The sequence below is a fragment of the Bythopirellula polymerisocia genome, assembly GCF_007860015.1.
Classification (GTDB): domain Bacteria; phylum Planctomycetota; class Planctomycetia; order Pirellulales; family Lacipirellulaceae; genus Bythopirellula; species Bythopirellula polymerisocia.
The window spans coordinates 107,809-134,562 of record NZ_SJPS01000001.1; the positions used below are offsets into that span (position 1 = coordinate 107,809).

Below are 26,754 nucleotides of genomic sequence, written 5' to 3' on the forward strand. Positions count from 1 at the left end.
CTCATCACTCATCACTTCACACTCAACGTCGCTGTAACAGGAAAATGATCTGAGGGATAGCGACCGTCGCGCTGGGTACGGACGATGTTTGCCTCTAATATCTTCCAGCGATCGTTAACGAAAATGGCATCGATTTTCTCGCCAGAGGTCGTTCCCTGGAAGCCATTGAATGTGCCGATATTTTGACCGTCAGGGTGCAGTACAAGATATGATTCTCTGAGACCCGGCTTAGCAAACGGGTGCCGGGCTTCATTGGTAGGGCCAACATTGAAGTCTCCCATCAAGATGACCGGTTCGTCGGGCGGTAGCTTGGCAATGCGGTCGGCAATCAACTGTCCGCTGCCAATGCGGGCCGGTTGAGATACGTGGTCCCAATGCGTGTTCCATACCTGCAATGACTCGCCAGTCGTGCGATCCACCAGTCGCGCCCAGGTGCAAACCCTGGGGAGTTCATTGCCCCAGTTGTGTGAACCACGCTTGTTGGGAGTATCGGACAGCCAAAAGGTCTCCCCCTCCAACAGGTCAAAGCGACTGCGATCGAACAGGAGTGTTGAATATTCACCATTCCCATCGGCTTCGCGACCGACTCCTATAGCGACATACTGAGGGAACGCCGCAGTGAGTTCATCCAATTGCCCACGCAGAGCTTCTTGCAATCCCAAGAGATGTGGCTCAAAATCGCGGATCACATCTAGCACTAGCGATTTGCGATTTGGCCATGAATTGTCACCATCAGGTGCCGTCCCATAGCGGATATTAAAAGACATTACCCGCACGGCCTCTTCTGTTTTAGCTACAGACGTAGACAATGCTAAACAGCACAAGAGAATCACGCTCGAATATGAATTCAACATTTCAGATCTCTGAGAAAATGGATGCCAATAGTTTCAGTTTGCAGGGCACTCACGAGTCTCTCATAGTTTTCCGTGAACTCCAAGGGTAACAAATCCTCATGGCTGACCAGCCGCGCATATTTCCTGCCGAATTTACCTGGGGCGTTGCCACTTCGGCCTACCAGATCGAAGGGGCCGCCGACGTCGATGGCAAGGGACCAAGCGTGTGGGACCTGTTCTCTGCCGAGGGCAAAGTGCGCAACGGCGACACGGGCCACGTCGCATGCGACCATTATCATCGCTATCGAGAGGATTGCGACCTGATGCGTGAGTTGGGAATCCCCAATTATCGACTTTCTATCTCCTGGCCTCGCGTGTTGCCCACCGGCAACGGGGATATCAACGAGCTGGGTCTTGATTACTATGACGCGCTCATTGACGCCTTGCTGGAACGACAAATCCAGCCTTGGGTTACCTTATTTCACTGGGACTTTCCTCAGGATCTGCAAGATAAGGGGGGCTGGCTCAACCCCCAGAGCCCTCGCTGGTTTGCCGAGTACGTCCGCATAGTGGTCGAACGGCTTTCCGACCGGGTGCAGCATTGGTTCACGATCAACGAACCCCAGGTCTTTCTGCGGTATGGACTGGTGGATGCCATCAACGCACCGGGACTTCGGCTATCTCTGGAGGAGCGGTTGCTGGCCAGCCATAACGTGTTGCTGGCACATGGCTTGGCCGTAGCCGAGATTCGCTCTGTGGCTAGGACGACTCCACAAGTGGGCTGGGCTCCCGTGGGGATTGCAATGATGCCCGCCAGCCAGAGCGCTGCTGATGTTGAAGCCGCAGAACTGGCCATGAGCGGCACGCCTGACCATCTGTGGAGCAACACCTGGTTTAATGATCCCGTCTTTTTGGGTTCCTACCCCGAAGCGGGCCTGCGCGAATTCGGCTCAGCCGTCCCGTCGACCACGCCGCAGGAAATGGAGACGATCTCCGCACCGCTCGACTTCTTAGGCCTGAATATCTACACAGGCACCTACGTAAGGAGCACGGGCGATGGCTCGTACGAGGAGTTGCCGGTTCCGCCGGGAGCAGCGCGGACTGCATTTGACTGGCCGGTGTGCGAAGAATCGCTCTACTGGGGTGCTCGCTACCACTGGGAGCGATACAAGAAGCCGATTTACATCACTGAGAACGGCATGGCCAATATCGATTGGGTAGCCCTCGATGGCGAGGTTCACGACCCCCAGCGGATCGATTATCTGGCTCGCTACCTCGGGGAACTCCACCGGGCGATCGGCGACGGGGTCGATGTGCGCGGCTACTTCCTCTGGTCCTTGTTAGATAATTTTGAGTGGTCCGATGGTTACGGGAAGCGGTTTGGCTTGGTGCATGTTGATTTTGAAACACAACATCGGATCGCCAAAGATTCGGCACGGTGGTATCGGGAGGTGATCCAAACCAATGGAGGGAGTTTGATCTCCTAAAGCAAAAAAACACCCGCCCGACTGCTAGGAGCAATCGGGCGGGTGTGGTTAGTGAAAAAGCAGTGAAGTCTGACTAAAACTTAGCGACGACGCATGCCCAGGAAACCAACGAGACTCATCCCGACCAACACCAAGCTGGCAGGCTCGGGGACGCAGGTCAATGTAAACTGGTCCACGACATAAGCTTGGCCACCACCGGCGGGATTGCCAAAGGAGTCGATCATCGACGCACGAGCACGAACGAAAGCAGTCCCAGCAGGTGCGACATCCATCACCATGTATTCCGCGTACCCAAATGAAGCGGGAAGTCCAGTAGTGCCCAACCCGGCAGCTTTCAGGTCGAGCACCGAACCGCCGATTACACTACTGCCTGCGTCGAGGAATTCAACTGCCAATTCCGATTTCGTCGTCGTATTGGTAGGATCTAATCCTACATAGCCAGCCTCAGCACCAGCCCAAGCGGTGAGTATGTATTTCATACCGGCTGTGCCAGGATTGTCTTGATAAAAATTCACGGTAACGTCGCCATCAGTCGCGTTGCCGGTGAATGTCTTAAAGAACAAGCCGCAACCACCACCGCCACAATCACCTACCGCGCCCGCCGTATTGGCCCATGGTTCGGAAGAGGCGCCGTCGTTAAACACTCCAGAGATCGACCTAGAAGCGTCGACAACCCAGCCAGTAGGAGTTGCCAAAGCTTGGCTAGAGACTGAAGTAGAATCTAGCAGGCCATTTGTCAGCACTGCGTTTGCGTTATTGACATAACACAAAAGCGTAAGAGCAAGACCAAACACCAATTTTCGTTTCATTAGTTACTCCCTCCCATCAATTAAGGTCAATCCAAAAGAACAGCAAAGAACACCTTTACTACCGGATTAGACGATTTGAAAAGAAATGATCGCAATTCATGGCATTCCACCATGAAAGCGCTTCCAGGTGTCTATCTTATCCGGCCCAGAGTCGCCATGCAAGAAAAAACTTGAAAAATGTAGATGAAACTGCTTTTTCCACCTAGTGAGGGGCATTTCCTAGCAGGGCCTAATGTCTATCACGGTGTATTAGTTTTCCTCCCCCCGGAATAATTAAACGATGGTTAGCCGGGGAGGTTTACCGCCTAGAAGCAGCTCACTTGCCAGGAATTATATGTCTCTTTTAGAGTAAAAAATTAGTTAAGAAAGCGCTTGCAGTCTGGATAGTGCTTGTTTATAATGCGGCGTAGAGGGAACTTTTCACGTCACTTGGCGTTGGCTGAGTTAATTTCGAAGTCTATTCATTGATGCGAGAGGTATCACTCACGATTTGCAAATCGCGTTGTCTTTACATAGCGACTAATTGTTAGCCGAATTTGTGTTGAGGCGCTACGATGTTAAGAGGGAGCAGCAGAGAAGACGCTTAAGGCAATGAGGACCTTCCCTACCGGGGCAGCGAAGGTCTTGGGCCAAAGAGGTTTAGTTAATCCATATTAATTGTGGGCTTTTCTGGAAGATGCGTTTTAGAGGCCCTCAGGCTTGGTAGTTTGCTTGTCAGCGATTTCATTTATCAGTTGCTTGTTCGTGTGATCAAGAACAGTACAGAGTTGCTCTTAGTTAGTAGTCGAATTCTTTTCACGAGGGAAAACCAGCTATGAAAAAAAATGTCTCATTTCTAATTGTCATTGCTCTAGTCGCGTTGCCGGTATGCCGCTCGCAGGCCGTCGAACTCCTGATCAGTGGTGATTTTGAACCGCCACAAACTGAATTTGGACAAGTCCCAGGCTGGCAACTCCAAGAGTTTTTTACGGGAAGTACAGCTGAAGCTAATACGGCTGGTCTCGTTGGTGCCACGGACAGACGGCTTCAATTAAATGCCTTCGCGGCCGGAGGCCCGCTAACTCCCTCGCAAGGCAATTTTAACAGTGATGGACTTCCAGCCGGCCAAGTTGACGGAAGGGACTTCCTCATTTGGCAGCGGGGTTTTGGTGACACGGGAACAAAACTCCCCTCCGAAGGTGATGCCACCGGAGATATGAACGTCAATGGGGCAGACCTCAGCATTTGGCAGAGTAACTACGCTGCCAAACGGGCGGGGGTATTCTCCAATGCCATACTTTCACAAACAGTACCTGGTGCAGCTGGTGAGACTTATTCTTTTCAGGGAACATCGGAGTTTGAGGATAACTACTCTGGACTTGTAACCACGCTCGATGCTGAAAGCCCCAACGGAGCTATCGCGTCCCCCACCGTGACTCAGTTCAGGATGGAGTTCCTCGATTCAGGAGGGTCTGTCATCGGTTCGGCAACGCCCCTCGATCTACGCACCGAGAACACATTTCCTGGCTTTCCCGTAGTCCACACCCCATTAGTCGCGCAGGCTCCTGCTGGGACTTCGAACGTGCGGGTGGTCGCCGAGGCGTTGGATATGGCCTGGAATGGCAATTCGACAACAATGGGTAATCTGCAGGCGGCTTTCTTCAATGATTTCTCGCTGAATAGTGCGACCAATCCTGGCACCGACCTCTTACTCAACGGAAACCTGAACCTGGAAATTCCGACCGCTCTCGACTTCTGGAATCAAGTCGAAACTCCACCTGAAAAAATTGAGATCCTCCGTGCTGGTAACTTTAGCTTTTCCAATCACACGCCAGGGGGGACAGCGGGTGTGTGGCTGAGTTCGTTTTTCGGTGGGAACACAAATTTTGCGAACCCAAATACCGATCCCGTCGACGGCGTGATCTCTCAGACTGTCCAAGCCGTCGCAGGGGGGACCTACACGTTCTCAGGTTGGACGAAGTTTGAAACGAACTTCTCAGGTGGCCTCGATACGATTCCCGCCGGCTTAGCTGCAAACGTTTTGTATAGTGGACAGCCTTCACCAACCAAGGTTGAAATCAGGGTCGATTTTCTTGATATCAATAGCGTGGTGATTGAATCGGCTGTGATCGACGTGAAAGCTGCCCGCCAAGCTGCCTGCGGAGGCAATGCTAATGATCTTACCTGCGGCCCCGCCAGCAACGGTTGGGTCCAGTCCACACTCCAGGCCGTTGCCCCTGCCGGCACGATTTTCGCGCGGCTTACTGCCCAAATGCTCGATGGCGTGACGACCACAGGTCAGCAGTCAGGGTTCTTCGACGACTTCTCTCTCGATGGACCGGCTCCGGGCATGCTCGTCGCAACGAATCAGGCGGTTCCCGAGCCCACTTCCTTGGTTATCTTGAGTCTGGGAACTCTGTTGCTGGGTTTGGTTAGAACTCGCAGGTAAGTGGAATCTCGAATCAAACGCGAAGGGATTCTCGTTTTATTGAAATTTGATTGATTTTATTTTAAGGGTGGCCGCATGGAGCGCGCCACCGGCGGAAGGGCTATCCAAGTACTAGGATAATACCATGAGATTAAACTCGTCACGCTTGAAAGCTGGCTTTACGCTTGTCGAACTCTTGGTGGTGATCGCCATCATTGGAATACTGGTAGCCTTGCTGTTGCCTGCAATTCAAGCGGCCCGCGAGGCGGCCAGACGGACTACCTGTCTCAACCAAGTCCGGCAGATGGGGATTGCCATGCAGAATCATGTGGATTCCTACAAGACTTTCCCCACCGGGGGTAATGTCCCCAATCCGCAGATCAAAGACTACATGACTGGGGGACTCAATAGCCCGGGCAATCCGAATGGACCCAACAAACAAGGGCTAGGTGCGTTCTATCAGATACTCCCCTATCTGGAACAGAATGCTGTGCAAGGGATTACTAATCAGAGCGATCTCCAATCGACTCTCATCCCGCTTTACAACTGTCCGTCTCGTCGTGCTCCAGGCACAGGGCCTGCCAGAGTTCAACTCACTGATTATGCCACGGCACAGCCAGCCACCAACTATTGTGGATCAAGCGCTTACGATCCCCTGGCTGCATGGCCCTTCAACGGACCGAACCCGGCATTTGCCATTCGCTCCTACTGGTGTGGAGACGGCAAGCCCGGATCTTGGGCTGCGGCACCCGGAGCCTCACCGCCGCCTACTGCCATCAACTACGGTGGAGTGATCGTACGCACTCCTTATCGGCTCATCAGCGAAGCATCTGCCAATGCTCCAGCAGTCGGTGAGATCGTTTCGGGGTACCCCACCGCAATCAAGCCTAGCCAGGTGAGCGATGGCCTGAGCAATACTCTGGTGATCAGCGAGAAGCTGGTGCGCTCTGACTTATACGAAGGTCAATCCCCCCCTCCGCCTGACGACGGGGCTGGGCAGGTTTCTGACGATAAGGGTTGGGCTGACGGCTGGGATCCTGATTCGGTGCGATTTACTGGAGTTCCACCTCTTAGTGACGATGACCAAAGTGTCTGCCGGAGTTCCAATCCGGCGTTTCGCAGGACGTGTGTTGGGTTTGAAGGCTCGGTTCCAGCACTTTTCTTTGGCTCGGCACATTCCGGTGGTGTCAATGCAGTCTATGCAGACGCGTCTGGTCACTTCATCACCTTTGACGTCGATCACCTTGTCTTTAATGCTTTAGGTACGCGGGATGGCGCGGAAATCGTCGACTCGAGCCAGCTTTGAGTTTGTAATCGGCGAGCAATGCAGGTCATATCCCAGGATTGCTGATTTGTGAGAAAGGTTAGCGCGGCGTGTCGTGCAGGAATCTCTTCTTAGCCATTCTGATGTTTCTGATTCACGTCTCGCCGGGGAAAGCTCAAGATATAGACACGATTCGTAACGAACAGATTCTCCGTCTGCGCGGTTATGTGCTTAACGCGATTCGATTCTCTGGTCTGGTGCGAGATTCACTTGTGCTTGACGGTGAGAGCTTTCATCCTGCTACACCGGACGCGGCAGGCTTTGCCCTCGTTTCACTGAGCGCATTTAATCATCTCGGCATTCAACCAGATGCTGAACAACGCGTCATTAAGATTCTCAATGCCCATCTGGGACTAACGCCGGGAGTGACGCCTGAACGCTCAGCGGATGGGCACTTTATTCATTTCATGAATGTCGATACAGGTGCAGCTGCCCCCTGCTGCTGGGACGATTCCTATAGCCCCATTGGGTCGGCCCTTCTGGCCGCCGGGGCACAGTTTGCCAAGCGACAGTTCTCTGGCAACACGACGATTGCCTCCCTAGCCGATCAGCTCACGGCAAGCATCGATTTCAATGCGGCCATTCATCCGAGTCTCGATGGCCGGATTTATCTCGATATGACCAAGGAGGGTGGTGGCTCGGGTGGTGCTGTGCGGCCCTGGAATGAGTACATGTTGGTAGAAAGTCTTGCCCTCCGACAACCGAATAACGAACGGGCCCTAGCAGTGAAGGATCTGTGGCTCGACACGAATAGTTTACCTCAGATTTCTTACGCAGGGATTCCTACACTTACTGACAACGTCAACCGCTTTGCTTCCGGCTTTTGGGTGCAGCAAATGCATTTCTTCAATGGGGATTTTCGCCACAATGAAGAGTTCGAGACGTTCTTCTGGAACCAACGTGATGCAGACAAGATGTATTCCAGTGACATCTTGGGTGAGACGTTTCGCTACGGTTTAACGGCGGGAGTAAGCCCGCAGGGATATCACGCTGATCGCATTGGGGATCATCCCGATAATGTGTTTTCTCCGGAGGCCGTGGCAGCCTGGGGTGACATGGACACCCTCTTGCAATTCTACAACGAGCAGATTACCTCCACGAGTCCCAGCTACAAGTTTGGAATGGTCCGCGTGTCGGAAACGGAGCCCAATTGGCTTCCGAACGACGCGGGGTTGGTCGACCATCTGTTTCTACTCTTTGGCCTGGTAGAGAGCATAGATCCAGACTTCTTTGCGGATCGCTTGTTTCCCGCGTTCATTGAGGGTGATTTCGATCAAGATGGCGACGTCGACGGTGATGATTTCCTCCTTTGGCAGCGAGGCGGTTCACCCGCTCCGCTAAGTGCAGGCGATTTGGCAGATTGGAATTCTCACTACGGTGCTCCATTTCAAGTCACCCCATTGGCCGCGGTTCCTGAACCGGCAACAATAATCCACCTCTTGTGCGTGATCGGTCTACTTGTTGTTTGTAGGCGAAATGTTTAGCCCGAATTTCGGTAGCGTAACGAGAAATGAAACACCCATTAGAAATCGCTTTGCTGGAAAGGCTCAATGCTTGCTCAATCACTCGGCCTCTGCAGACCGAGATTCGATGTATAGCATTCGCAATATCGGTGTTTCATCTCATCTCTTGCGCAACAGCGCAACGCAGTTTTCACGATCAGCATGTAATCTTTGAGAATAGTGTGGCTGAGGAAGGCTATTACCACAGCCAGGGTTCGGTCGTCGCTCCTAGCAAACTGGAATTGATAGAAGGCAAATGTCCTGTTACGAGTAATCACTTCGTAAGTCCACCGAACGCTCTTCGCCTAAATTGGAAATCTGTGAGGGGCGCTGATTGGCGAATGACGCTTCAGTTGCCTGAACGCTATGCGGTTGATAATCAGCTTGCTGGCGATACTCTTTCGATGTGGTGTTACGCGGAGGAGGAACTTCTTGTTACCGATGCGCCCCGAATCCGTCTCGAAGATTCAAATGGGGCAGGTTTACCCAGCATCTCGTTGCTCGCCGACAGAGGTCGCCTTCCCCCTCGCAAGTGGGTGAGACTTTCCATTCCGCTCGAACGATTTCAAAATAGATATGGAGACACTAGGCCCTCGAGCTTCAATGCTCGCAAGCTCGCGAAGGTAGTATTCGTCCAGGGACTCGACGACGGAGCCGAGCACGTTCTGATCATCGACGACGTGCGAGTCATAGACGGCACCCGGCCGGATCATGAGCCCCCCTCCGCCCCGCGAGAGTTAGTCGCTGAGGGTCAGGACAGTCATTTCGATCTTAGCTGGCAACCTAATCACGAGGCCGATCTCTTAAGCTATCGGATATATCGCTCGCTGGAAGGGGAAGAATTCCTCCCGATCCACACCCGCTCAGGCAATTTCACCCGCCATGTAGACTTTGTCGGTCCAAACAAGCGTGCTTCGTATAAGATTAGTGCCCTCGACGCTCACAACAATGAGTCGCCCCTTTCCAACATCGCAAGCGGGTCAACGCAACCGTTTGACGACGAGCAGTTGCTAGACATGGTCCAACAAGGATGCTTTCGATATTACTGGGACGCGGCCAATCGCGATTCAGGCATGGCCTTAGAAGTGCTTCCAGGGGATGAGAATCTCGTCGCATTAGGTGGGTCTGGCTTCGGGATCTCAGCTCTAGTTGTCGCCACAGAGCGGCAGTTCATCACTCGCGATGAGAGTGTTCAGAGGATGTTGCAGATTCTGCGATTCTTGAAAAAAGCGGATCGTTTTCACGGCGTTTGGCCCCATTTTCTCGACGGTCGCACGGGGGAAGTCTGGCCTCTATTCGGCGAATACGACAATGGAGGAGACCTGGTCGAAACGGCTTTTCTCATACAGGGCTTGTTGACCGCCCGCCAGTATTTCAATCGCGATACACAGGAAGAACAGGAAATCCGCGATACCATTACTCAACTCTGGCGTGAGGTGGAATGGGATTGGTATCGCAAGACTCCAGACGGAGAGGTGCTGTATTGGCATTGGTCTCCAGATCACGAGTGGCACATCAGCCATCCGTTGGTCGGCTGGAATGAGACGATGATTGTCTATTTGCTCGCCATAGCGTCGCCAACTCATCCAGTGCCGGCTGAGCTTTACTATTCCGGTTGGGCCGGTCAGAGTGAATCTGCAGTAAAATATCGACATGGCTGGAGTCGTACCACCGATGGCGACCACTACGCCAACGGAAAGAGTTATTACGGTCACAAGCTGGATGTCGGGTGTGGAACAGGGGGTGATCTCTTCTTCACGCAGTTTTCGTTTTTAGGATTTAATCCTCGAGGAATCCGAGACCGTTACACAAATTACTTCGAGAACAATCGACAACTCGCGCTTATCAATCGCGCCTACTGTATCGACAATCCTCGCCAGCGAGAGGGATATGGACCCAACTGTTGGGGCCTTTCGGCCGGACTGCATACGGGTGGTGGTAAACCGCAACCTCGCGATGACAATGGTACCGTCTGCTGCTCCGCAGCGCTGGGCTGCATGCCGTTTACCCCCGACGAATCAATTGCCGTGCTGCGACACTTCTACCACGATTTGGGCAGCAAGATCTGGGGCGTCTTCGGATTTCACGATGGTTTTAGTGCTACTGAAAGTTGGTACGACGAGTGCTACATGGGACTTAACCAGGCACAAATCGTCGTGGGCATCGAAAATCACCGTACGGGACTTCCTTGGAAACTTTTCATGTCGAATCCAGAGGTGCAGCCAATGCTAGACGCGATCGGTTTCGTACCTGATTTGCAAAGTGCAAACTGATTTGAAGAATTTAGCTGTTCTTCAACCTTCTGCATGGCAACCCGATCAAGCTGAGCAGCAAGAGTACAATCACTGCCGGTTCAGGGACAACAGTAGTATTGGATAGATTTTCAACACCCGTGTAACCTCGCTGCCACCGCAGAAAATCGCCTCCGTCTACGTAACCGTCGCCATTGGCGTCTCCCGCCAAAGGACTGCCGATGCTGGGGATGCCGTAGCCATTTTGCCAGAGCGATAAGTCCGCACTATTGGTAACGCCGTCTCCATTGAGATCGCCTTCGATAAAGACCTCGTTAAGCGCGGATTTGATTCCGGCAAGCTGAGCAAAGAATTCACTCCCGCTCTGTTCTCCATTGAGTCTGTCCAGGTACTCTAAGAGGGCCATCGTTGAGAGGACTGTGTTCCAGTTGTCGCCGCTGTTGGAGACAAAATACGGTTCGCTTTGACCCGTATTCCATCGCACCGTGTCGGCAAGCCCCAGAGGTCCCGAGACGCCATCGATTTGCACCAAGGCCCGCAGAGCATCCTCGGCGCCGTCAGTACCGGCGAGCATCGCAAAGGCTACACTCCAAGGCATGAAGAGGTCGGGTTGGCCAAAATTATTGTACAAACTGTACTGCTGATAGCTGGAAAAGGGTGCTCCGCTGGCAGCGTCGGGCTGAAAAAAGTTATCGCGTCCTAATTGTTCGAGTTTGGCGGCTACCTCGCGTTCGTACCGCAGAAAATTTTGCCAGGGGTTGGTGGCCAACGATCGGACAGGATAATTGTCGACTCCTCTATCGCTCGTGTCGACAAACAAGTTGAGCAGTGCTTGTTCAAAGGGGGCACGAAACAGAGTACTTGAATGGACCAGATGGGCGTCGAGAGGGTTCACCAGCGAGGTACGGGTGCGATTTGTGTCGCTATTCCATAACGATTCCAAGGGGACATGATGCGCCTCCAAGGCTTCCGCAGCCAGAGAAATCACCTTTCCCTCGTTGGTATAGCCATTGTAGGTGCCCCCGGTGAATCCCGTGGCAGGAAAGTAAGCGAGCCGGAAACCACTTGCGATGGCAAATGCATCCAGTTGAAAGCGGTTTTGCACCGCATCGATTTGAGCCGCAAGTGCCGGAGAAGTCGTGGGTTGGCTTTTATAATTGTGCAACGCCAATGCGATGAATGAAGAGTCAATGCTCGACTCCTCGTTGTTACCACCAGGAATCGCAGCCGTCACAGGATTGATAAAACGAGTGGGAACGTACGAGGTTTGATTGAGATTTGTGTTGAGGGAGGTGGCAATCTGGGAGACTACGCTATCGGCCTCTGTCTGACTCACCCAACCGCGCTTTACCGCATTGGGAAGCATCCAAAGCACGCCTCCTGTGGTATTCATGGCGGCGACACCCACGTCATCCTTGTGGTTGTAGATCAAGCCGGTCGTTCGATTACGCCCTGACCATAATCCTTCAAATTGTCGACGGGCAAGACGTTCGGCGAGATCTTCGATAGGTGCTGTTTGCGGATCAACTGGACCCCCCGGTTCGATCAATGAAAAGTCATCAAGGTAGTATGAACCAGAGACAGCAGATGTTTCGTTCAAAACAAAACTCGCGATATATGTGCGACTGATGTCGGGATTTCCCACTACGCTCCATCCCGCACCAAGATCGAAGTTCGAAGAAACCTTGTTCCAAGTCGCACCCGTGGGAATTGTAAACGTCTTGGATGCACGATGGCTGTTGCTGTCGCGATAGTCCTTTAGTTCGAGGCGGATACTGAGGGGTGCATTGGTGTCATTGCGAAAGTATCCCTCGAAACCGTCGTAACGCGTGAGGTCGCGCGTTTGTCGTTGGGCTTCGGTACCAGTTCGCTCGCTGGAAAAGGTTTGGAAAAAGCTCAAGGTATTAGCGGGCAGACTCCCTAGATTCGCTTGATAGGCAGCATTTCCACTGTGGACAACGCTGGTTTGCTTGGTCATGCCAACCATATTGAGCGTGCCGAAAGGACCACCCCAGTAATTGAGCTCGCCATCTCGTTCACCGTCAAGCAGCGGCACAACAGAGAAGTCTGTGGCAGTGAGGAGATTACCCGGTAGGCAACTCAATACAAATGCCAGGATAAAACTGGCCAATAAGCATCTGGAGGGCATTGAAAACCGTCTGAGAAGAAAAAAGTGGGCGAGTGTGAACTACTTACAATATTACGACCACATTATGTACGAGTCCATCTCGCTCGACCGGCACGAGTGCGCCGTTCGCTGCTACTTCTACTTCCGTGCCATCTAGTACGGCTGAAGTAACACCCCGCTCTTTTTTATTGGGATTCTGGATATGGATCTCATAAACCGTCTTGCGATCAGACAGTCGATAGCGGACTCGGCACTCTGGCCAATCAGCAGAAATGCAGGGATCGATTCGCAGTTGATTCCCCTCTTCCAGGTGGATGCCGAGGAGCGACTCCACGGCCACGCGGAACATCCATCCCGCTGAACCGGTGTACCATGACCAACCGGAACGCCCGACGTGCGGTGGTTGACCGTACACGTCTGCAGCAACGACATATGGCTCAGCCTTGTAGATATCAACGACTTCTGGAGAGTTGCCGTGACTCGCGGGGGAAATCATTTCCAGCAGTTGGCAAGCCCGTGTCCCCTGCCCCATCTCCGCGATCGCTCGGATTAGCCACAGTACTCCATGGGTGTATTGACCTCCATTCTCGCGCACACCAGGTAGATACCCTTTAATGTATCCCGGGTCGTTTTTCATTTTGTCAAATGGCGGATCGAGCAAACGGATAATACCGGCTTGCTCGTCGACTAGGCGTTTGTCTGCCTCGGCAATGGCAGATGCGGCACGTTCTTTTGGAGCCGCACCCGACATCACGGCCCAGGCCTGCACAAGGGCATCAATGCGACATTCATCTGCAGCCGCCGTGCCAAGCGGAGTGCCATCATCAAAATAGGCTCGGCGATACCAACTGCCATCCCAACCAGCATCATTTAGAGCGTTGCGGAGTTGATCGCGATAATCGCTGTAGCGAACGGCTCGCTGAGTGTCGCCATGCTGTTGGCAGACAGGAATCATTCGTTCAAGGATGTAATCGATGAAGAATCCCATCCATACACTTTCACCCCTGCCTTGCTGGCCGACGCGATTCATGCCGTCGTTCCAGTCACCCGTTCCCATCAAAGGCAAGCCGTTTACTCCATTCGTCAAGCCGCGATCTAGAGCCAGGCAGCAGTGCTCGTAAACCGTTCCCGACCTACCCGAGTCTTGCGGAGTGAGAAAGATTTCCGGCTCGCCGGGAGGGACAAGCTCCGATGTGATGAACCGGACTTGTTCTTCCCATAGCGATTGGTCACCCGTCGTCTGCACATACTCGCTGGCAACGAGGGGAAGCCACAACAGATCGTCGGCAAAATTGGTGCGAATTCCGGAACTCTGTGGGGGATGCCACCAATGCAAGACGTCCCCTTCGACAAACTGATGAGCGGCGTTGCGGAGGATTTGTTCGCGAGTAAGCTCCGGCCAGTGGTGGATCAGTGCAGCGGAGTCCTGCAATTGGTCGCGGAATCCGTAAGCACCGCCAGATTGGTAGCTGGAAGAGCGACCCCAAAAGCGACAACTCAGGTTCTGATAGGGAAGCCAACCGTTCACCACCAAATCAATCGCTGGGGCCGGGGTCTCAATTTGAACGGCGGTAAGAGTATCCACCCAGAAGGATTTCACCTCGGACAAGGCCTTGGAAACCTTAGCCGGGGATTGGTAAGCATCGATCAACTGCTGGGCCTGATCGCGATTAGAGGTCTCGCCCAACAAATAAGCATATTCTTTGGTTTCGCCTGGTGCGATAGTGATGATAGCCTGTATCGCAGCACAAGGATCGAGATTGGCTCCATAGCGACCCGAGAGATTTTCTCCAGTCGCTATCGCTTGGGGATCGGAGACACTGCGGTGCACGCCGATAAACTCTGAGCGATCGGCGGTTTGGTAGCACTCATTCAACGATCCGACGACCGCTGCAAATGCAGTGTGCTCTGCATAGTCCAAGCGCCGAGCATTGGTGGCATAGATCGCCTGGCGAGCGGGATCAAGAGTGGTATCCGTGTGATGGGGATCAAAAGGACGGCCGTCAGAGAGGTCCCACTGAGCATAACCATATAAGCTGAGGTGGCGAGGTTTGTCGCCATGGTTGGTAAGGCAAATCTGCGTGATTTTGACTGAGTCTTCACAAGGCACAAACTGGCAGACAGTCTGCTCAAGTTGTTCGCACGTGTGATGATAAGTAGTGTAGCCCCAGCCATGCCGAACTTCGTGAGTCGTTTGCTCGGCAATAGGCCCGGGGGTCAGGGACCAGTAGTTCCCCGTCTCTTGGTCACGGAGATAAAATGTTTCGGAGTGGGGATCGCAGACCGGATCATTCTGCCAAGGAGTGAGTCGATTCAAACGGCTGTTGCCAGCCCAGGTGTATCCGGCCCCCGTTTCCGAAGCGATAAAACCAATTTGCTGATTGGAGATGACGTTGTTCCAAGGTAGGGGAGGAAGTTGGAGCGTGCCATCTCCCAGGGGGCGCAACCGCATCACATACTCACGGCCATCTGTGGAGAACCCACCGATTCCGTTGTCAAAGTGGAGCAATTCCTGAGACTCTCCGAGTGCAATCTGCGATGGCCTGCTTCTGTTCGCGCCACCCATTGCGCCACGCTCTCGAGCCTGTATAGATTCGAGAGCGGGAATCGGCGTCAGTGCGCCGACGATTCCCAGATGCGTCAAATAATCGGCCATCCGCTGATTTTCACCGGTAAACTTCGACGAGTTATTAGAACATTCTGTCGAGGAGAACCCGTTGGGGTTTGTGCTATCCTTTGAGAATCGAACGTCTGTTAAGCCAAGCAGTCGGCGAGCTGTGATTTCCTGAAGTTGTGGTAGATCAGTCGGTGAAAGTCCATTTTCTTTCAGGCACTCTTCGGCAGCATTGTCCGCGTGAACAAACGCCTCGCCAACAGTATTTACGTTGTTTAAACTCTCCGCAGTATTCAGCAAGTCTGCTCGTGAAGAAGCAACTGACAGAGCGAAAGTGACTTGAGCCGATTCTCCAGGAGCAAGGAGAAGAATCTTGCGCAAACTAAATACAGGGTCCAGCACACTTCCTTCCGTCCCGGAGAGAGAATTCGCTCCCACCAACGCTATCGGGTTGCGAAGACTCCGGCCGCGGCCAATAAAATTGTTGCGCGAGGTTTCCCACTCAGTTGGGGGGGATCCGCTCAGCTCATCAACCAGGTAGTGGCACGCAAACAAGGTATTTTCGTTAGAACCTCGAGGCCGACGATGTGCCAGGAGCATCTCGCCGCCGAGAGACTGCGTCTCGACAAAGAGCTTCGAAAACGCCGGATGGCCTCGGTCGGCCAAAGAATCTTGCAAGACTATCTCGGCGTAGCTGGTGAGTTCGATCGTACGAGTCTGGTTGCTATTGTTGGTAAGAGTAATCCGCCGCAAGTCGGTGTTCAGTGTTGGATGGATGCACTCTTCTAACCGCGCGCCAATCTCGTGCTCGACGTGATGCAAGTCGACCGTACCTGCCGTGTGAGAAACTTCGTACTGATCAGGCCTAGAACAGATTGGTTGGTAGCCCAGCGACCAAATCGAGCCCGATTCGAGATCGCGGAGATAAAAGAAATAACCCAGGGCATCACAAGTTGGATCCGCACGCCAGCGAGTAACGGCATGCGACCCCGTGAACTGAATGAATCCTGTGCCTGATACGGTAGTTAGAGATGTGAGTTGCTGGTTGGTCAGAACATGGAGGGCTGGAGGGGATTGATCGAGTGAGTTCAGGCTATAGTGGACAACTGGGCCGGTATCAGACATTAAGGTCTTAGAATTCATTCGTGCCAACCCTTTGGGCGGGTCTAACGACCCATCTCTCTCAACGCCCTAGATGGATGTGAAGTGCTGCTTCAGCTTCCAGACCAATCGCGATGAAGAAAGTTATCCCGTCTAATTTATTATGCCCTGACAATAAGCCTAGAGTAGATTTGAAAAGCAGGTTATCACCACAAGAAACGCCCCATTGATTGAGAGCGCTTTCATATTACTTTAACCTGCGATTGTAGGGTTTGTCCAGTGTTTTGCCCCTCGAATCTCCGAAGTTTTCAGAGTTTTGTCATTCGCACTTAATCTGAGCGGTAAATCAATCTCCCCAGCTGTTTGCCATTTCGTGGCTGAAACGAAAAAGCCCCGGCACCTTCTTGCTAAGGCCCGGGGCTTTTTCGTTTTCAATGACAACTGCTCGCGGGCGTCGTTGCCCTCGCCTCCTGCTACGAGCAGCTTGTTACCCGCTAGTCGGACTGACTAGCGGGTAACTTCTTGCGACTTGCAACTCCCTAGCTGCACCCCATGCTGTTGCCACAGTTGTGGCATAGGTAGCAGTTGCCGTTCCGCACTGTGATCATGCCGCAGCCATCACAGGAGGGAGCGTCGGCTTGGAAACCAGCAAACTGGTCGTTGCGATCAATGTCCTCACCAAGCTCCATTAGAGAATCGGCTGGTTCCAGGAGGTATTTGCCGAAGCCATTTGTGGTGGCTGGTGCATGGTGACCATTGGTTTCCACTTTTCCGTTTTCGCCTTTTCCCTTGGCCACCGTCTGCCCGTCAGCCTTCCTGGCGACGGGCTTGGTCTCGCCGGGCGAGTCGTCCCCCGAGGGTGCCGAACTGGCTTGCTCCTTCTTCGCCGACGCTTCGAGAGTCGCCTCCTTGTAGCCAGAGAGGAACGTAATACCCAACCAGCGGAAAATATAGTCAATGAGACTCTTGGCGATGCGGATGTCCGGGTTCTTGGTGTAACCCTGGGGCTCGAACCGCATGTGCGAAAACTTGCGGACATAGTCTTCAAGCGGCACGCCATATTGCATGCTCATCGAAACACTGGTGCCAAAGGCATCCATGAGGCCGCCGATAGTCGAACCTTCTTTGGCCATCGTGATGAACAACTCACCGGGACGACCATCCTCGAACAGACCCACGGTGATGTAGCCCTCGTGGCCCGAGATGCTGAACTTGTGGGTGAGGGCTTGCCGGGTATCGGGGAGCCGCTTGCGATGGGGTTTGCCCACAAGCGCTGCTTCCTTGTCCTTGGCCTTATCTGCCTCGGTACCCGTGTTGAGTGGCTGACTTTCCTTCGATCCATCGCGGTAGATTGCCAGCGCCTTGAGGCCCAGTTTCCAACCATCAATGTACGCCTTGGCGATATCCTCGGTCGTCGTGTTCCGTGGCATATTGACCGTTTTCGAGATTGCACCCGAAAGAAACGGTTGAGCAGCGGCCATCATAGTAATGTGAGCCGGCCAACGAATGCTGCGGGTACCGTTGCGAGCTGTGAAAGCACAATCGAACACGCTCAAGTGCTCGGGCTCCAAGTCGGCAGCCCCTTCGATCGTGTCTTCGCGATCGATGTACGCCAGAATTGACTCGATAGCAGGCTGGTCGTAGCCCAAAGTTTTCAACGCCAATGGCACGGTCTGATTTACGATCTTCAGCATTCCACCGCCGGCCAATTGCTTGTACTTCACCAGGGCGATGTCCGGCTCAATGCCGGTCGTGTCGCAATCCATCATGAAGCTGATTGTGCCAGTGGGTGCGAGCACGGTGGCCTGGGCATTGCGGAAGCCGTGAACCTTACCAGCGGCCAACACGTCGTCCCATCGCTTGCGGGCGGCATCGACCAGATAGTCGGGGCACTCGCTGTTGATCTCGTCTACCGCATCGCGGTGCATCTGCATCACGCGGCCCATCGGTTCGGCGTTGGGTTCATATTCATCAAAGGTGCCAACCGCCTCGGCCAGTTCGGCACTGGTGAGATTGGCCGAACCGTGCAGCAGTGCGGTAACCGCCCCGCACACTCCGCGGCCGGCATCGCTGTCGTAAGCCACGCCGTTGGACATCAGGAAGCTGCCGAGATTCGAATACCCAAGACCCAGTGGCCGGAACAGATGGCTGTTCCGGGCGATGTCGCGCGTCGGATAGCTGGCGTGATCGACCAGAATTTCCTGAGCGATGAAATACACCCGGCAAGCCGCTTGGAATCGCTCTACATCGAACTTACCATCCGGCTGGCGGAACTTCATCAGATTGATGCTCGACAGGTTGCAGGCTGTGTCGTCGAGGAACATGTACTCGCTGCAGGGATTGCTGGCGTTGATACGGCCACTGTTGGGGCAGGTGTGCCAGTTGTTGATCGTCGTGTCATATTGCACGCCGGGATCGCCGCAGTGCCAAGCACAGTCTGCCATCCGGTTGATCACGTCGCGGGCATTGTAGGTCGGGCCGGCTTGCTTCGGATTGGTCACCCAACGGGTGGTCCAGTCTTGATTCTTCTCGACGGCTTGCATGAAATCGTCGGTGACGCGGACCGAGAGGTTCGCATTCTGGAACATGATCGAGCTGTAGGCTTCGCCATTGAAGTTAGACTCGTAGCCACCCTTCTCGATCAGCACGCGGGCCTTTTGTTCTTCCTTCCACTTGCACTCGATGAATTCCATCACGTCGGGATGCCAGACCTTGATCGACTGCATCTTGGCAGCACGGCGGGTCTTGCCACCACTTTTAACCACTGCAGCGATCTGGTCGTAGACACGCATAAAGGAAAGCGGGCCGCTGGGATGTCCGCCGCCGGAAAGTTTCTCACGATGCGAACGTAGCGTGCTCAGATCGGTACCCGTGCCACTGCCGAACTTGAAGAGCATGGCTTCGCTGCGGGCGAGTTCCATGATGTCTTCCATGTTGTCCTGCACATGCTGAATGAAGCAGGCCGAACCTTGCGGATACTCGTACGGATTCTCGGGTTGCACGACTTCGCGTGTGACTGGATCCCAGCGCCAATTGCACTTGTCCCCGACGACACCGTATTGGTGGTAAAGTCCCACATTGAACCACACGGGCGAATTGAACGCACCATGCTGATGCAAGCAGAGCCAGGCCAAGTCGCGGTAAAATCGCTCGCCATCGGCGGGGCTGGCAAAGTAGCCATCCTCTAATCCCCAATCGGCAATCGTGCGGGCGACGCGGTGGACTAGTTGGCGGACACTGTATTCCCGCTCGTCCGTGCCGACTTCGCCGTAGAAGTATTTGCTGCAGATCACGTTGGTAGCTAACTGCGACCAGAACGAGGGGACTTCGCAGTTGGTTTGCTCGAACAGAACTTCGCCGTTCTCACCCTTGATGGCCGCCGAGCGGACTTCCCAGTTCACCGTATCAAACGGGTCGGCCACCTCGGTGGGGCAGAAGGTCGCATCGATTTTCAATCGGCCATGAAATTGCTTAGCCGTTTTAGCATCGGCCACATGAGACCCATTGGCAGCCATACGTTCAGCCTTTGTCTTATCTTTAGCTTGAAGACGAGTAGATCCGAGTTCAACTGTAGCCACGGCGAAACCTCCTGTTTGTGTGTTAGAAAAAGGGGTATCCATACCAATCAATCAGTGTACATTCATACACCAAAGCCACAAGAGGGATCGGTCCGCCTCACCGGTTCCCTCCAATGAATTCTCCGCCGAACAAACCACAAGGGCGAGCGGCGTCCTACCAGATTTTGCGTCTCTTATGGGATTGACTCGACAGAATCGAGTGGAAAATTCAGGCAAATCACTATATGTAGTATAGCGGATACCCATCAACTACACCACATACAGCTTTGAGGGAGACGATCATACACCTCGCCAGCAGTTCGTCAACCGGATTTTGTACTTTTTGTAACCTGCTATCACACAACAGGTTGTGACAATTGTGAAGTGCTAGCAAAGAACTGGTTCAGGAATTGTTAAGAAAACGAACGCCAATATGGCCGGTTGCAGGACAATTTCCAAGTCCGGTAGTCAACAGCGCATTACCCGTGAACCACGACGCGGAATGCCCCTCTACGGAAAACGCGAGTCGTCGTCAGAGCGGAGCTCGAGCTATGTCAGATTGCGTTAGATTCTTGCCAGACCAACAAGATGACGTCGTTTATGCTCTCGGTCATGCTAGATTTTGTGACACTCGCTAATCATCCAGAATTTCAAATCCCGGGTGAGCCGCGAATTTCGCGTATACCGACGGGATAACAAGGCATGTCAGCAGCGTGCTAGTAATGAGGCCGCCGATCACCACGGTTGCCAATGGGCGCTGGATTTCTGCTCCGTCGCTTGTCGAAAGTGCCATGGGCAGAAAGCCCAAGCTGGCGACCATGGCCGTCATGAGGACGGGGCGGAGGCGGTCGTTCGCTGCTAAAAGGGCAGAAGTCTTCGGGTCGTAACCTGCTTTGCGATGGTTTTCCGCATCACTGACCCAAACCAATCCATTGAGCACGGCGACTCCAAAGAGGGCGATAAAACCGACACCCGCCGCGATGCTAAATGGCATGCCGCGCAGCATGAGTGCAAAAATACCGCCACTGGCGGCCATCGGTACGCAGAGGAAGATCAAGGATGCCAATCGCGCCGATCGAAAGGTGGTATGAAGTAAGAGTAAAATGACCAACAGCACGATGGGTGTGATCAAGATCAAGCGCTTGCTGGCCGACTGCAGATTCTCAAAATCGCCTCCCCATTTCAATTCGTAGTTGGGTGGCATCACGACCTTGGCCTGCACTGCACGTTTGGCTTCCGCCACGAAGGTGGCTACATCGCGGCCACGGACGTTTGCTGAAACGAACGTGCGCCTTCGTCCGTTTTCGTGTTCCACGGTAGGGGGTGTTTGTTCCAGACGGATGTCGGCGAGTTCGTCGAGCGGTACGGGTTTTCCCCCTGCTTCGGCTACCGGCAATTGGGCGAGCATCTCGACATTATTCCGCCAATTCTCCGGCAGGCGGACGCGTATGGGGAACCGTGCGCGGCCTGTGAGTACTTCCCCCACGGGATGTCCTCCGACAGCAGCGACGACGTCCATCACCTCTCTCGCGTCGATGCCGTAGTGGGCAAGTGACTCGCGTCGTGGCTCGATAGTCAACGTTGCCAGCGTTGACTGTATGTCGGCTTTGACGTCGGCGGCACCAGGGATCTCTCGGAGCACGCGCTCGATCTCCTTGGACTTCTTCGCCAAGGTGTCGAGATCGTCACCGTAGATCAGTATGGCGACGTCGGCCTTCACTCCTGCGACCAATTCGTCGACGCGCATTTCGATGGGCTGCGTAAATCCGAAAGCGACTGCAGGAACATGGAGTGTGAGAACGGCTTCCATTTCCGCGATCAGTTCTTCTCGCGTTTTCGGTTTCGGCCACTGGTCGGGAGGATTCAGCATGACCCACACGTCTGACTGGTGCACGCCCATGACGTCGTTAGCAATCTCGGGACGGCCAGTCTTGGTGAATACGGTCTTTATTTCGGGAAATTCGAGGAGGTAGGTTTCGATCAGCTTGGCCATAGATTCGGCCCCTTCCAAAGACGCACTGGGCAAACGGACCGCTTCCACGAGTAGATCCCCTTCGTTCAAACGAGGCATGAATTCAGCTCCCAGATTGAGGGCGATGGGGATGCTGATTGCGAAGACGCAGAGTGCAATTGTGGCGGTAGCCAGGGGCGTTTCGACTGCCAGGCGCACCAGGGGGAGATAAGCCTTTTTGAGCAACCTCAAGAACCAGACTTCTGTTTCTTGGGGTTTCTTTGGCAGAAACAATGACGCCAGGGCCGGCATCAAAGTCATCGACAAAACGAGAGAACCGAGCAAGGCAAAGAGGACGGTTAACGCCATTGGGCGGAAGAGTTTGCCTTCGGTTCCTTCCAGAAGCAGCACAGGGACATAGACAACTGCAATGATCAGTTCGCCAAACATAGTGGGTCCTCGAACTTCAATCGCGGCGTCTCGAATGGTTGCCAAACGGCTTTTCCCTTCGTGGTTGTGCGCAAGGCGGCGGACGCAGTTTTCGACCATGATCACTGAGGAATCGACAATAAGACCAAAGTCGATGGCTCCAAGACTCATCAAGCTAGCCGAGATGCCGAAAGCGAGCATCAAGTTGGAGGCAAACAGCATCGAAAGAGGAATCGCGCAGGCTACAATCAAGCCAGCTCTCAGACTTCCCAACATGAAGAGCAGTACGACCGCGACGAAGAGGCCCCCTTCAACCAGATTCCTGGTCACCGTTTTGAGGGTTCGTCCGATTAGGTCTTCGCGATCGTAAATGACTTCTAGCTCGATGTCGCTGGGCAAGGTTGTGCGAATCTCGTCAAGTCGCTCCTTCACTCGGGCAACGACAGTGCGCGAGTTTTCGCCGATCCGCATCATCACCATGGCGGTCACTGCTTCGCCGCGACCATCTCGACTCACGGCACCTTGACGGGGCATCGGGGCAATGGTCACATCAGCAACATCTGCCAACAACAGTGGCGACCCCCCTTCACCACGACGCAGCACAATGTTGCGCAAGTCATCTTCTCCCTTGAGGAGTGCCTGCCCACGAATAAACCGTTGTTCATCGTGATGCACTACATAGCCGCCACCTGCATTAACATTACTCGCTTCGAGACGCTCGTAGAGTTCGTTAAGAGTAAGATCGTAGGCCATGAGCTGATTGGGGTCGGGTCGGATCTCGTACGTTTTAAAGAACCCCCCCATCGTGTTGATCTCGGTTACGCCCTTGACCTCGCGTAGTCGAGGCGCAAAGTCCCACTCTAGCATCGTGCGCAGCTCCATTGGCGAACGGCTTTCGCTGCGGACTTCGAATTGAAGAATCTCACCGAGTGCCGTGGTCATGGGTCCAAGCTCGGGTGGGCCGTAACCGGCGGGGATTTGCGTGGCGGCCTGAGCGAGGCGCTGGCTTACTTGCTGATTGGCGAAGTAAACGTCTGTCCCATCGACGAACACAATCGTGATGACCGAGAGGCCGAACTTGGAGACGCTGCGAACTTCGTCGACATTTGGCAGGCCCCCCATGGCCCATTCGATCGGATAGGTGACTTGCCGTTCGACCTCTACCGGAGGTAATGAACCCGCTTCGGTGATGACGGTGACCTGAGTGTTGGTCAGGTCGGGCACGGCGTCGATGGGCAGCATTAGCGCGCTACGCACACCTGCACCCGCGACGAATAGTGCCAGCACGATAACCAGGAGGCGATTTTCCAGGGAAAACTCAATAAGACGTTTGAGCATGGGTTATTCCTCCCCTTCCAGTAGGAGTTCGCTCTTGAGAACGAAAGCGCCTGCGACAACGACCTGTTGCCCTTCCGTGAGACCGGCAAGAATCTCGACCAGATCGCCTGATCGCGAGCCGATTTCGACCTTAATCGGGCGATAGCCACCGTTCTCCTCGACGAAGACGCTCTGTTCGCCTCCCAGATCGATGACTGCAGAGTCGTGCACGACAAGCGAATCAGGGATATTGCCAATGGGCACTTCGACCCGTGCAAACAATCCTGGGCGATATTTGCCCGAGTTGTTGTAGATCGTTGCTACGATCGGGATGGCGCCCGAAGCAGGATCCACTTCGCGGCCCACGAAATAGATCGTCGCCGAGAGTCGTTCGTCCTCTGTGGCCGGCGTAGTGACTGTAACTGGATCCCCCGCTTGAACTTGAATCGCACTCCAGTCGCGATTTCGGACGTCTGCTATTACCCAGAGCTGCGAGGTATCGGCGACGGTGAACAGTTCGCTTCCTGCGCTGACTCTTTCGGTCTTTGAATAGATCTTGCGTTCCACAGTGCCACTAATAGGGGAGCGTACTGCGAGTCGCGCGAGATCCGTCTCCTTTGAATTAGCGACAGGGGTCAATTCGAGTCTCTGGTTCGTACCAAGTAGCGTGACGAGTTGTTGACGTGCAACAATCAGACTTCGCTCCGCGGCTTGTTCTGCGGCTTCTGCCTGCTTATAGGCCTGGTGTGTTTCGAAGAGTGATTGATCCAGAGCGGCCTCGATTTCAGCACGGGCTTGTTGCAACTCGCTTTGGCGTTCGTGGTGGACTCGGCCGCTCAGAGCCCCGGAGTCGCGGACGCTGCTGGCCGATTGGGCGAGACGCGTTGCCAGGATGGCTTTGCTATATTTGGTGAGCAGTTTGCCGCCATAACTACCCAAGGTGGCCTCGCTGAGTTGTTCCTCGATACTTTCGATCGGTTCACCCTTCTCGATGGAAGCAGCAAGATTCTCCACGCCATGGTAGATTCTTAAGTGACGATCGCGGGCGGTTTTTGCCAACTGGTGTTCGGCGGTTCGTGTGAGCACTTCACTCCGTGCAGCCCCTACTGCAGGGCTCCGTAGCACAGCAATAGTTTGGCCGGTTGTCACGATGTCACCCGGTTTAACGAGGACCTCTTCCAGAACGCCATCCGTTGCCGCTCGCACGGCGACATGTCGCGTTTCGTCGTAGGCGAAGCGAGCTGGTAGCGTGCGCAGCAAAGGGAGATTTTCGCGCCTGACTGCTTGCGCCCTAATTCCAGCGGCAACCTGCTTTTCTTGCGACAGGCGAACGATAGGAATCGTCTCGGCAGGCAAGAGTTCTTCGGGAGGCTCGCTCTCCGCTAGGACAGGCCAAAACTGACGGAGCAGCCATGCTGTAATGAGGACGGCACTGAGTACAACCAAGCCGCTGAGTAATTTCGTGCGATTCATCGTAATTGCTTGTGTGGAGTGGATTCGTCATGGCAAGCGAACAACTTGCCAATGAAATGAGAGAGTTCGAGCGAACATCACTCGAAACTGTCATAACGAAACACACTTAGCAGCGCACCACACAGAGCAGTGCGCACGCGCGCACCGATGGCCGGAGAGAGGAGAATGGCTGGGACTGGCCAAGAGTCCCAAAGGCTGGTGACCTTATTCGAGCAGCAAGATCACAGTATGTAAGCAGTGTATGAGAAAGCAGATTGACAGGAAGTTTCTCCCCGCCAACGAGCATGGAACCGCTGGCAGCCAGACAGACGATGCTTGTTTCCGGGGGATTGGAGCCGTCATTCGACCCCTCTTCCTGACTCAATTCTCGAGGAGATAAGAAGTGCCAATGCAGTTCGTCTTCTACTGGCATCGAGGAATTATGCCGAGAGCCAACATGCTCTGCCAAGGTGGCTAGAGATTCAAAGCCGTCATGGCTGTGCAGCATCGGCAGAGGTAATTGCAGAAGCGAAATGCACGTAACCAAAGACGCCGCGAACCTGCCGCAGATCACCTGAGTGTCCAGAGGGTAATGAGATCTTCGTCGCCGCACTATTGGTTCCGATTGATGCTTGAATCACGAAAAAAGCACTAGTCTTAGAAAGCCACACATTGTGGCCTATTCTATACTCGTCATGACGAACTGTCCAAGTTGAATTGCATTCGATCTCTGCGGGATTGAGAGTAGTGACAATGAGATTGTGTCTCAATGCAAGCAGAATCGAAAAACGCTAGAAAAGTCATGAATCACGATCATGGAGGTCTTTTCCCGCCTTCTGCTTGTCTGCCCGCGTCACTGCCCAAAGAGCCGCTTTTCCGAGCTGGCTTCCTTGCCGAGTGACCGATTCTTCAGCGTCTCGCGCCATGAAGCCGAGAGGGCCGGGCAGTTTGCCAGCATCAAATCGTCTTCAGCACTTCGCGGCTTGGCATACATTACTCTGCTGGCCCAGGCGACGGTCAACTCGGATTTGTGCTCTACGAGTTCTATTACATCACCCGGCTGGATGGTTCCCTCTTCCAAGACGCGGTAGTACCAGCCGCTGCGGCCGTTCTTTTGTACCAGCATTGCCAAGTCGGGCATGTTCCAACGTCCGGAGAGTTTCCAACAGGGTTGGCGAGGTTGGGAGATTTGCAAGAGACATTCCCCGATGCGAACGATGTCGCCAATGTGGCACGTGGATTCGTCGAGTCCGCGGATGGTGAGATTTTCACCAAACCCTCCTGGGGCAAAATTCTTGTCGGGCAATTCTGCATTCCAGACGGCGTAATGCTCGTAAGCATAGGCAAGAACCGCCTTGTCGGGACCACCGTGGTGAATGAGATCGGCCTGTTGGTCACCCACCAGATTGGTTCTGCTCACAAATATCGGCCCCTCAACTTGGCGCTTGTCGATCCCCGACGACCACGGCTTGGCCGAGTCGCCGTCGTATTGCCTAGGACGGCCGACTTGGATGGATACCAGTGAGAGGTTCATGGTTTGTTTATTGTGGAGATTGAACAAATCTTGGTGGGCAAATTCTAGGTTCGAGTT

General features: G+C 53.9%; 13 protein-coding genes. 5 read left to right on the forward strand and 8 right to left on the reverse strand.

Annotated features, from left to right (window positions below):
- Nucleotides 1-11: 11 nt before the first annotated feature.
- Nucleotides 12-854 carry an endonuclease/exonuclease/phosphatase family protein gene (locus Pla144_RS00450; RefSeq protein WP_146447363.1) on the reverse strand — a complete coding sequence of 281 codons (843 nt, stop codon included), beginning with the start codon at nucleotides 852-854 and terminating at the stop codon, nucleotides 12-14.
- Between the two features lie 98 nt (nucleotides 855-952).
- Between Pla144_RS00450 and Pla144_RS00455 the strand changes: the two genes are divergently transcribed.
- Entirely contained in the window at nucleotides 953-2,320 is a 1,368-nt protein-coding gene (locus Pla144_RS00455) for a GH1 family beta-glucosidase (protein WP_146447364.1), read from the forward strand.
- Nucleotides 2,321-2,400: 80 nt separating this feature from the next.
- Here Pla144_RS00455 and Pla144_RS00460 read toward each other — a convergent pair whose 3' ends face one another.
- Nucleotides 2,401-3,129: a PEP-CTERM sorting domain-containing protein gene (locus Pla144_RS00460; RefSeq protein ID WP_146447365.1), complete on the reverse strand. Its 729-nt coding sequence runs from the start codon at nucleotides 3,127-3,129 to the stop codon at nucleotides 2,401-2,403.
- A gap of 814 nt (nucleotides 3,130-3,943) precedes the next feature.
- Here Pla144_RS00460 and Pla144_RS00465 point away from each other — a divergent pair.
- From Pla144_RS00465 to Pla144_RS00480, 4 genes are all read left to right on the forward strand, one after another.
- Nucleotides 3,944-5,557, forward strand: a complete 1,614-nt coding sequence (locus Pla144_RS00465) for a hypothetical protein (protein WP_146447366.1) — start codon at nucleotides 3,944-3,946, stop codon at nucleotides 5,555-5,557.
- A gap of 124 nt (nucleotides 5,558-5,681) precedes the next feature.
- On the forward strand, nucleotides 5,682-6,842 hold the full coding sequence (locus Pla144_RS00470) for a DUF1559 family PulG-like putative transporter (protein WP_146448909.1): 1,161 nt from the start codon (nucleotides 5,682-5,684) through the stop codon (nucleotides 6,840-6,842).
- A 68-nt stretch (nucleotides 6,843-6,910) separates the two neighbouring features.
- Nucleotides 6,911-8,344 (forward strand): hypothetical protein, encoded by a 1,434-nt coding sequence (locus tag Pla144_RS00475; protein ID WP_146447367.1) that lies wholly within the window; start codon nucleotides 6,911-6,913, stop codon nucleotides 8,342-8,344.
- A 359-nt stretch (nucleotides 8,345-8,703) separates the two neighbouring features.
- Nucleotides 8,704-10,635 carry a glucoamylase family protein gene (locus tag Pla144_RS00480; protein WP_197530282.1) on the forward strand — a complete coding sequence of 644 codons (1,932 nt, stop codon included), beginning with the start codon at nucleotides 8,704-8,706 and terminating at the stop codon, nucleotides 10,633-10,635.
- Nucleotides 10,636-10,645: 10 nt separating this feature from the next.
- Here Pla144_RS00480 and Pla144_RS00485 read toward each other — a convergent pair whose 3' ends face one another.
- The 6 genes from Pla144_RS00485 to Pla144_RS00510 form a co-directional block, all read right to left on the reverse strand.
- Nucleotides 10,646-12,763, reverse strand: a complete 2,118-nt coding sequence (locus Pla144_RS00485; RefSeq protein WP_146447369.1) for a dockerin type I repeat-containing protein — start codon at nucleotides 12,761-12,763, stop codon at nucleotides 10,646-10,648.
- A gap of 43 nt (nucleotides 12,764-12,806) precedes the next feature.
- Complete coding sequence (locus Pla144_RS00490) at nucleotides 12,807-16,499, reverse strand: GH36-type glycosyl hydrolase domain-containing protein (protein ID WP_146447370.1); 3,693 nt, start codon at nucleotides 16,497-16,499, stop codon at nucleotides 12,807-12,809.
- 497 nt (nucleotides 16,500-16,996) lie between these two features.
- Nucleotides 16,997-19,972 (reverse strand): vitamin B12-dependent ribonucleotide reductase, encoded by a 2,976-nt coding sequence (locus Pla144_RS00495; protein WP_146448912.1) that lies wholly within the window; start codon nucleotides 19,970-19,972, stop codon nucleotides 16,997-16,999.
- 676 nt (nucleotides 19,973-20,648) lie between these two features.
- Nucleotides 20,649-23,732 (reverse strand): efflux RND transporter permease subunit, encoded by a 3,084-nt coding sequence (locus tag Pla144_RS00500; protein ID WP_146447371.1) that lies wholly within the window; start codon nucleotides 23,730-23,732, stop codon nucleotides 20,649-20,651.
- A gap of 3 nt (nucleotides 23,733-23,735) precedes the next feature.
- Nucleotides 23,736-25,184 carry an efflux RND transporter periplasmic adaptor subunit gene (locus Pla144_RS00505; protein ID WP_146447372.1) on the reverse strand — a complete coding sequence of 483 codons (1,449 nt, stop codon included), beginning with the start codon at nucleotides 25,182-25,184 and terminating at the stop codon, nucleotides 23,736-23,738.
- Between the two features lie 832 nt (nucleotides 25,185-26,016).
- Nucleotides 26,017-26,697: an MOSC domain-containing protein gene (locus Pla144_RS00510; RefSeq protein ID WP_146447373.1), complete on the reverse strand. Its 681-nt coding sequence runs from the start codon at nucleotides 26,695-26,697 to the stop codon at nucleotides 26,017-26,019.
- Nucleotides 26,698-26,754 lie beyond the last annotated feature (57 nt).

Coding starts and splice junctions, on each gene's coding strand:
- Pla144_RS00450 (WP_146447363.1), bottom strand. CDS start 854: ATGTTGAATTCATATTCGAGCGTGATTCTCTTGTGCTGTTTAGCATTG.
- Pla144_RS00455 (WP_146447364.1), top strand. CDS start 953: ATGGCTGACCAGCCGCGCATATTTCCTGCCGAATTTACCTGGGGCGTT.
- Pla144_RS00460 (WP_146447365.1), bottom strand. CDS start 3,129: ATGAAACGAAAATTGGTGTTTGGTCTTGCTCTTACGCTTTTGTGTTAT.
- Pla144_RS00465 (WP_146447366.1), top strand. CDS start 3,944: ATGAAAAAAAATGTCTCATTTCTAATTGTCATTGCTCTAGTCGCGTTG.
- Pla144_RS00470 (WP_146448909.1), top strand. CDS start 5,682: ATGAGATTAAACTCGTCACGCTTGAAAGCTGGCTTTACGCTTGTCGAA.
- Pla144_RS00480 (WP_197530282.1), top strand. CDS start 8,704: ATGACGCTTCAGTTGCCTGAACGCTATGCGGTTGATAATCAGCTTGCT.
- Pla144_RS00485 (WP_146447369.1), bottom strand. CDS start 12,763: ATGCCCTCCAGATGCTTATTGGCCAGTTTTATCCTGGCATTTGTATTG.
- Pla144_RS00490 (WP_146447370.1), bottom strand. CDS start 16,499: ATGAATTCTAAGACCTTAATGTCTGATACCGGCCCAGTTGTCCACTAT.
- Pla144_RS00495 (WP_146448912.1), bottom strand. CDS start 19,972: ATGGCTGCCAATGGGTCTCATGTGGCCGATGCTAAAACGGCTAAGCAA.
- Pla144_RS00500 (WP_146447371.1), bottom strand. CDS start 23,732: ATGCTCAAACGTCTTATTGAGTTTTCCCTGGAAAATCGCCTCCTGGTT.
- Pla144_RS00505 (WP_146447372.1), bottom strand. CDS start 25,184: ATGAATCGCACGAAATTACTCAGCGGCTTGGTTGTACTCAGTGCCGTC.
- Pla144_RS00510 (WP_146447373.1), bottom strand. CDS start 26,697: ATGAACCTCTCACTGGTATCCATCCAAGTCGGCCGTCCTAGGCAATAC.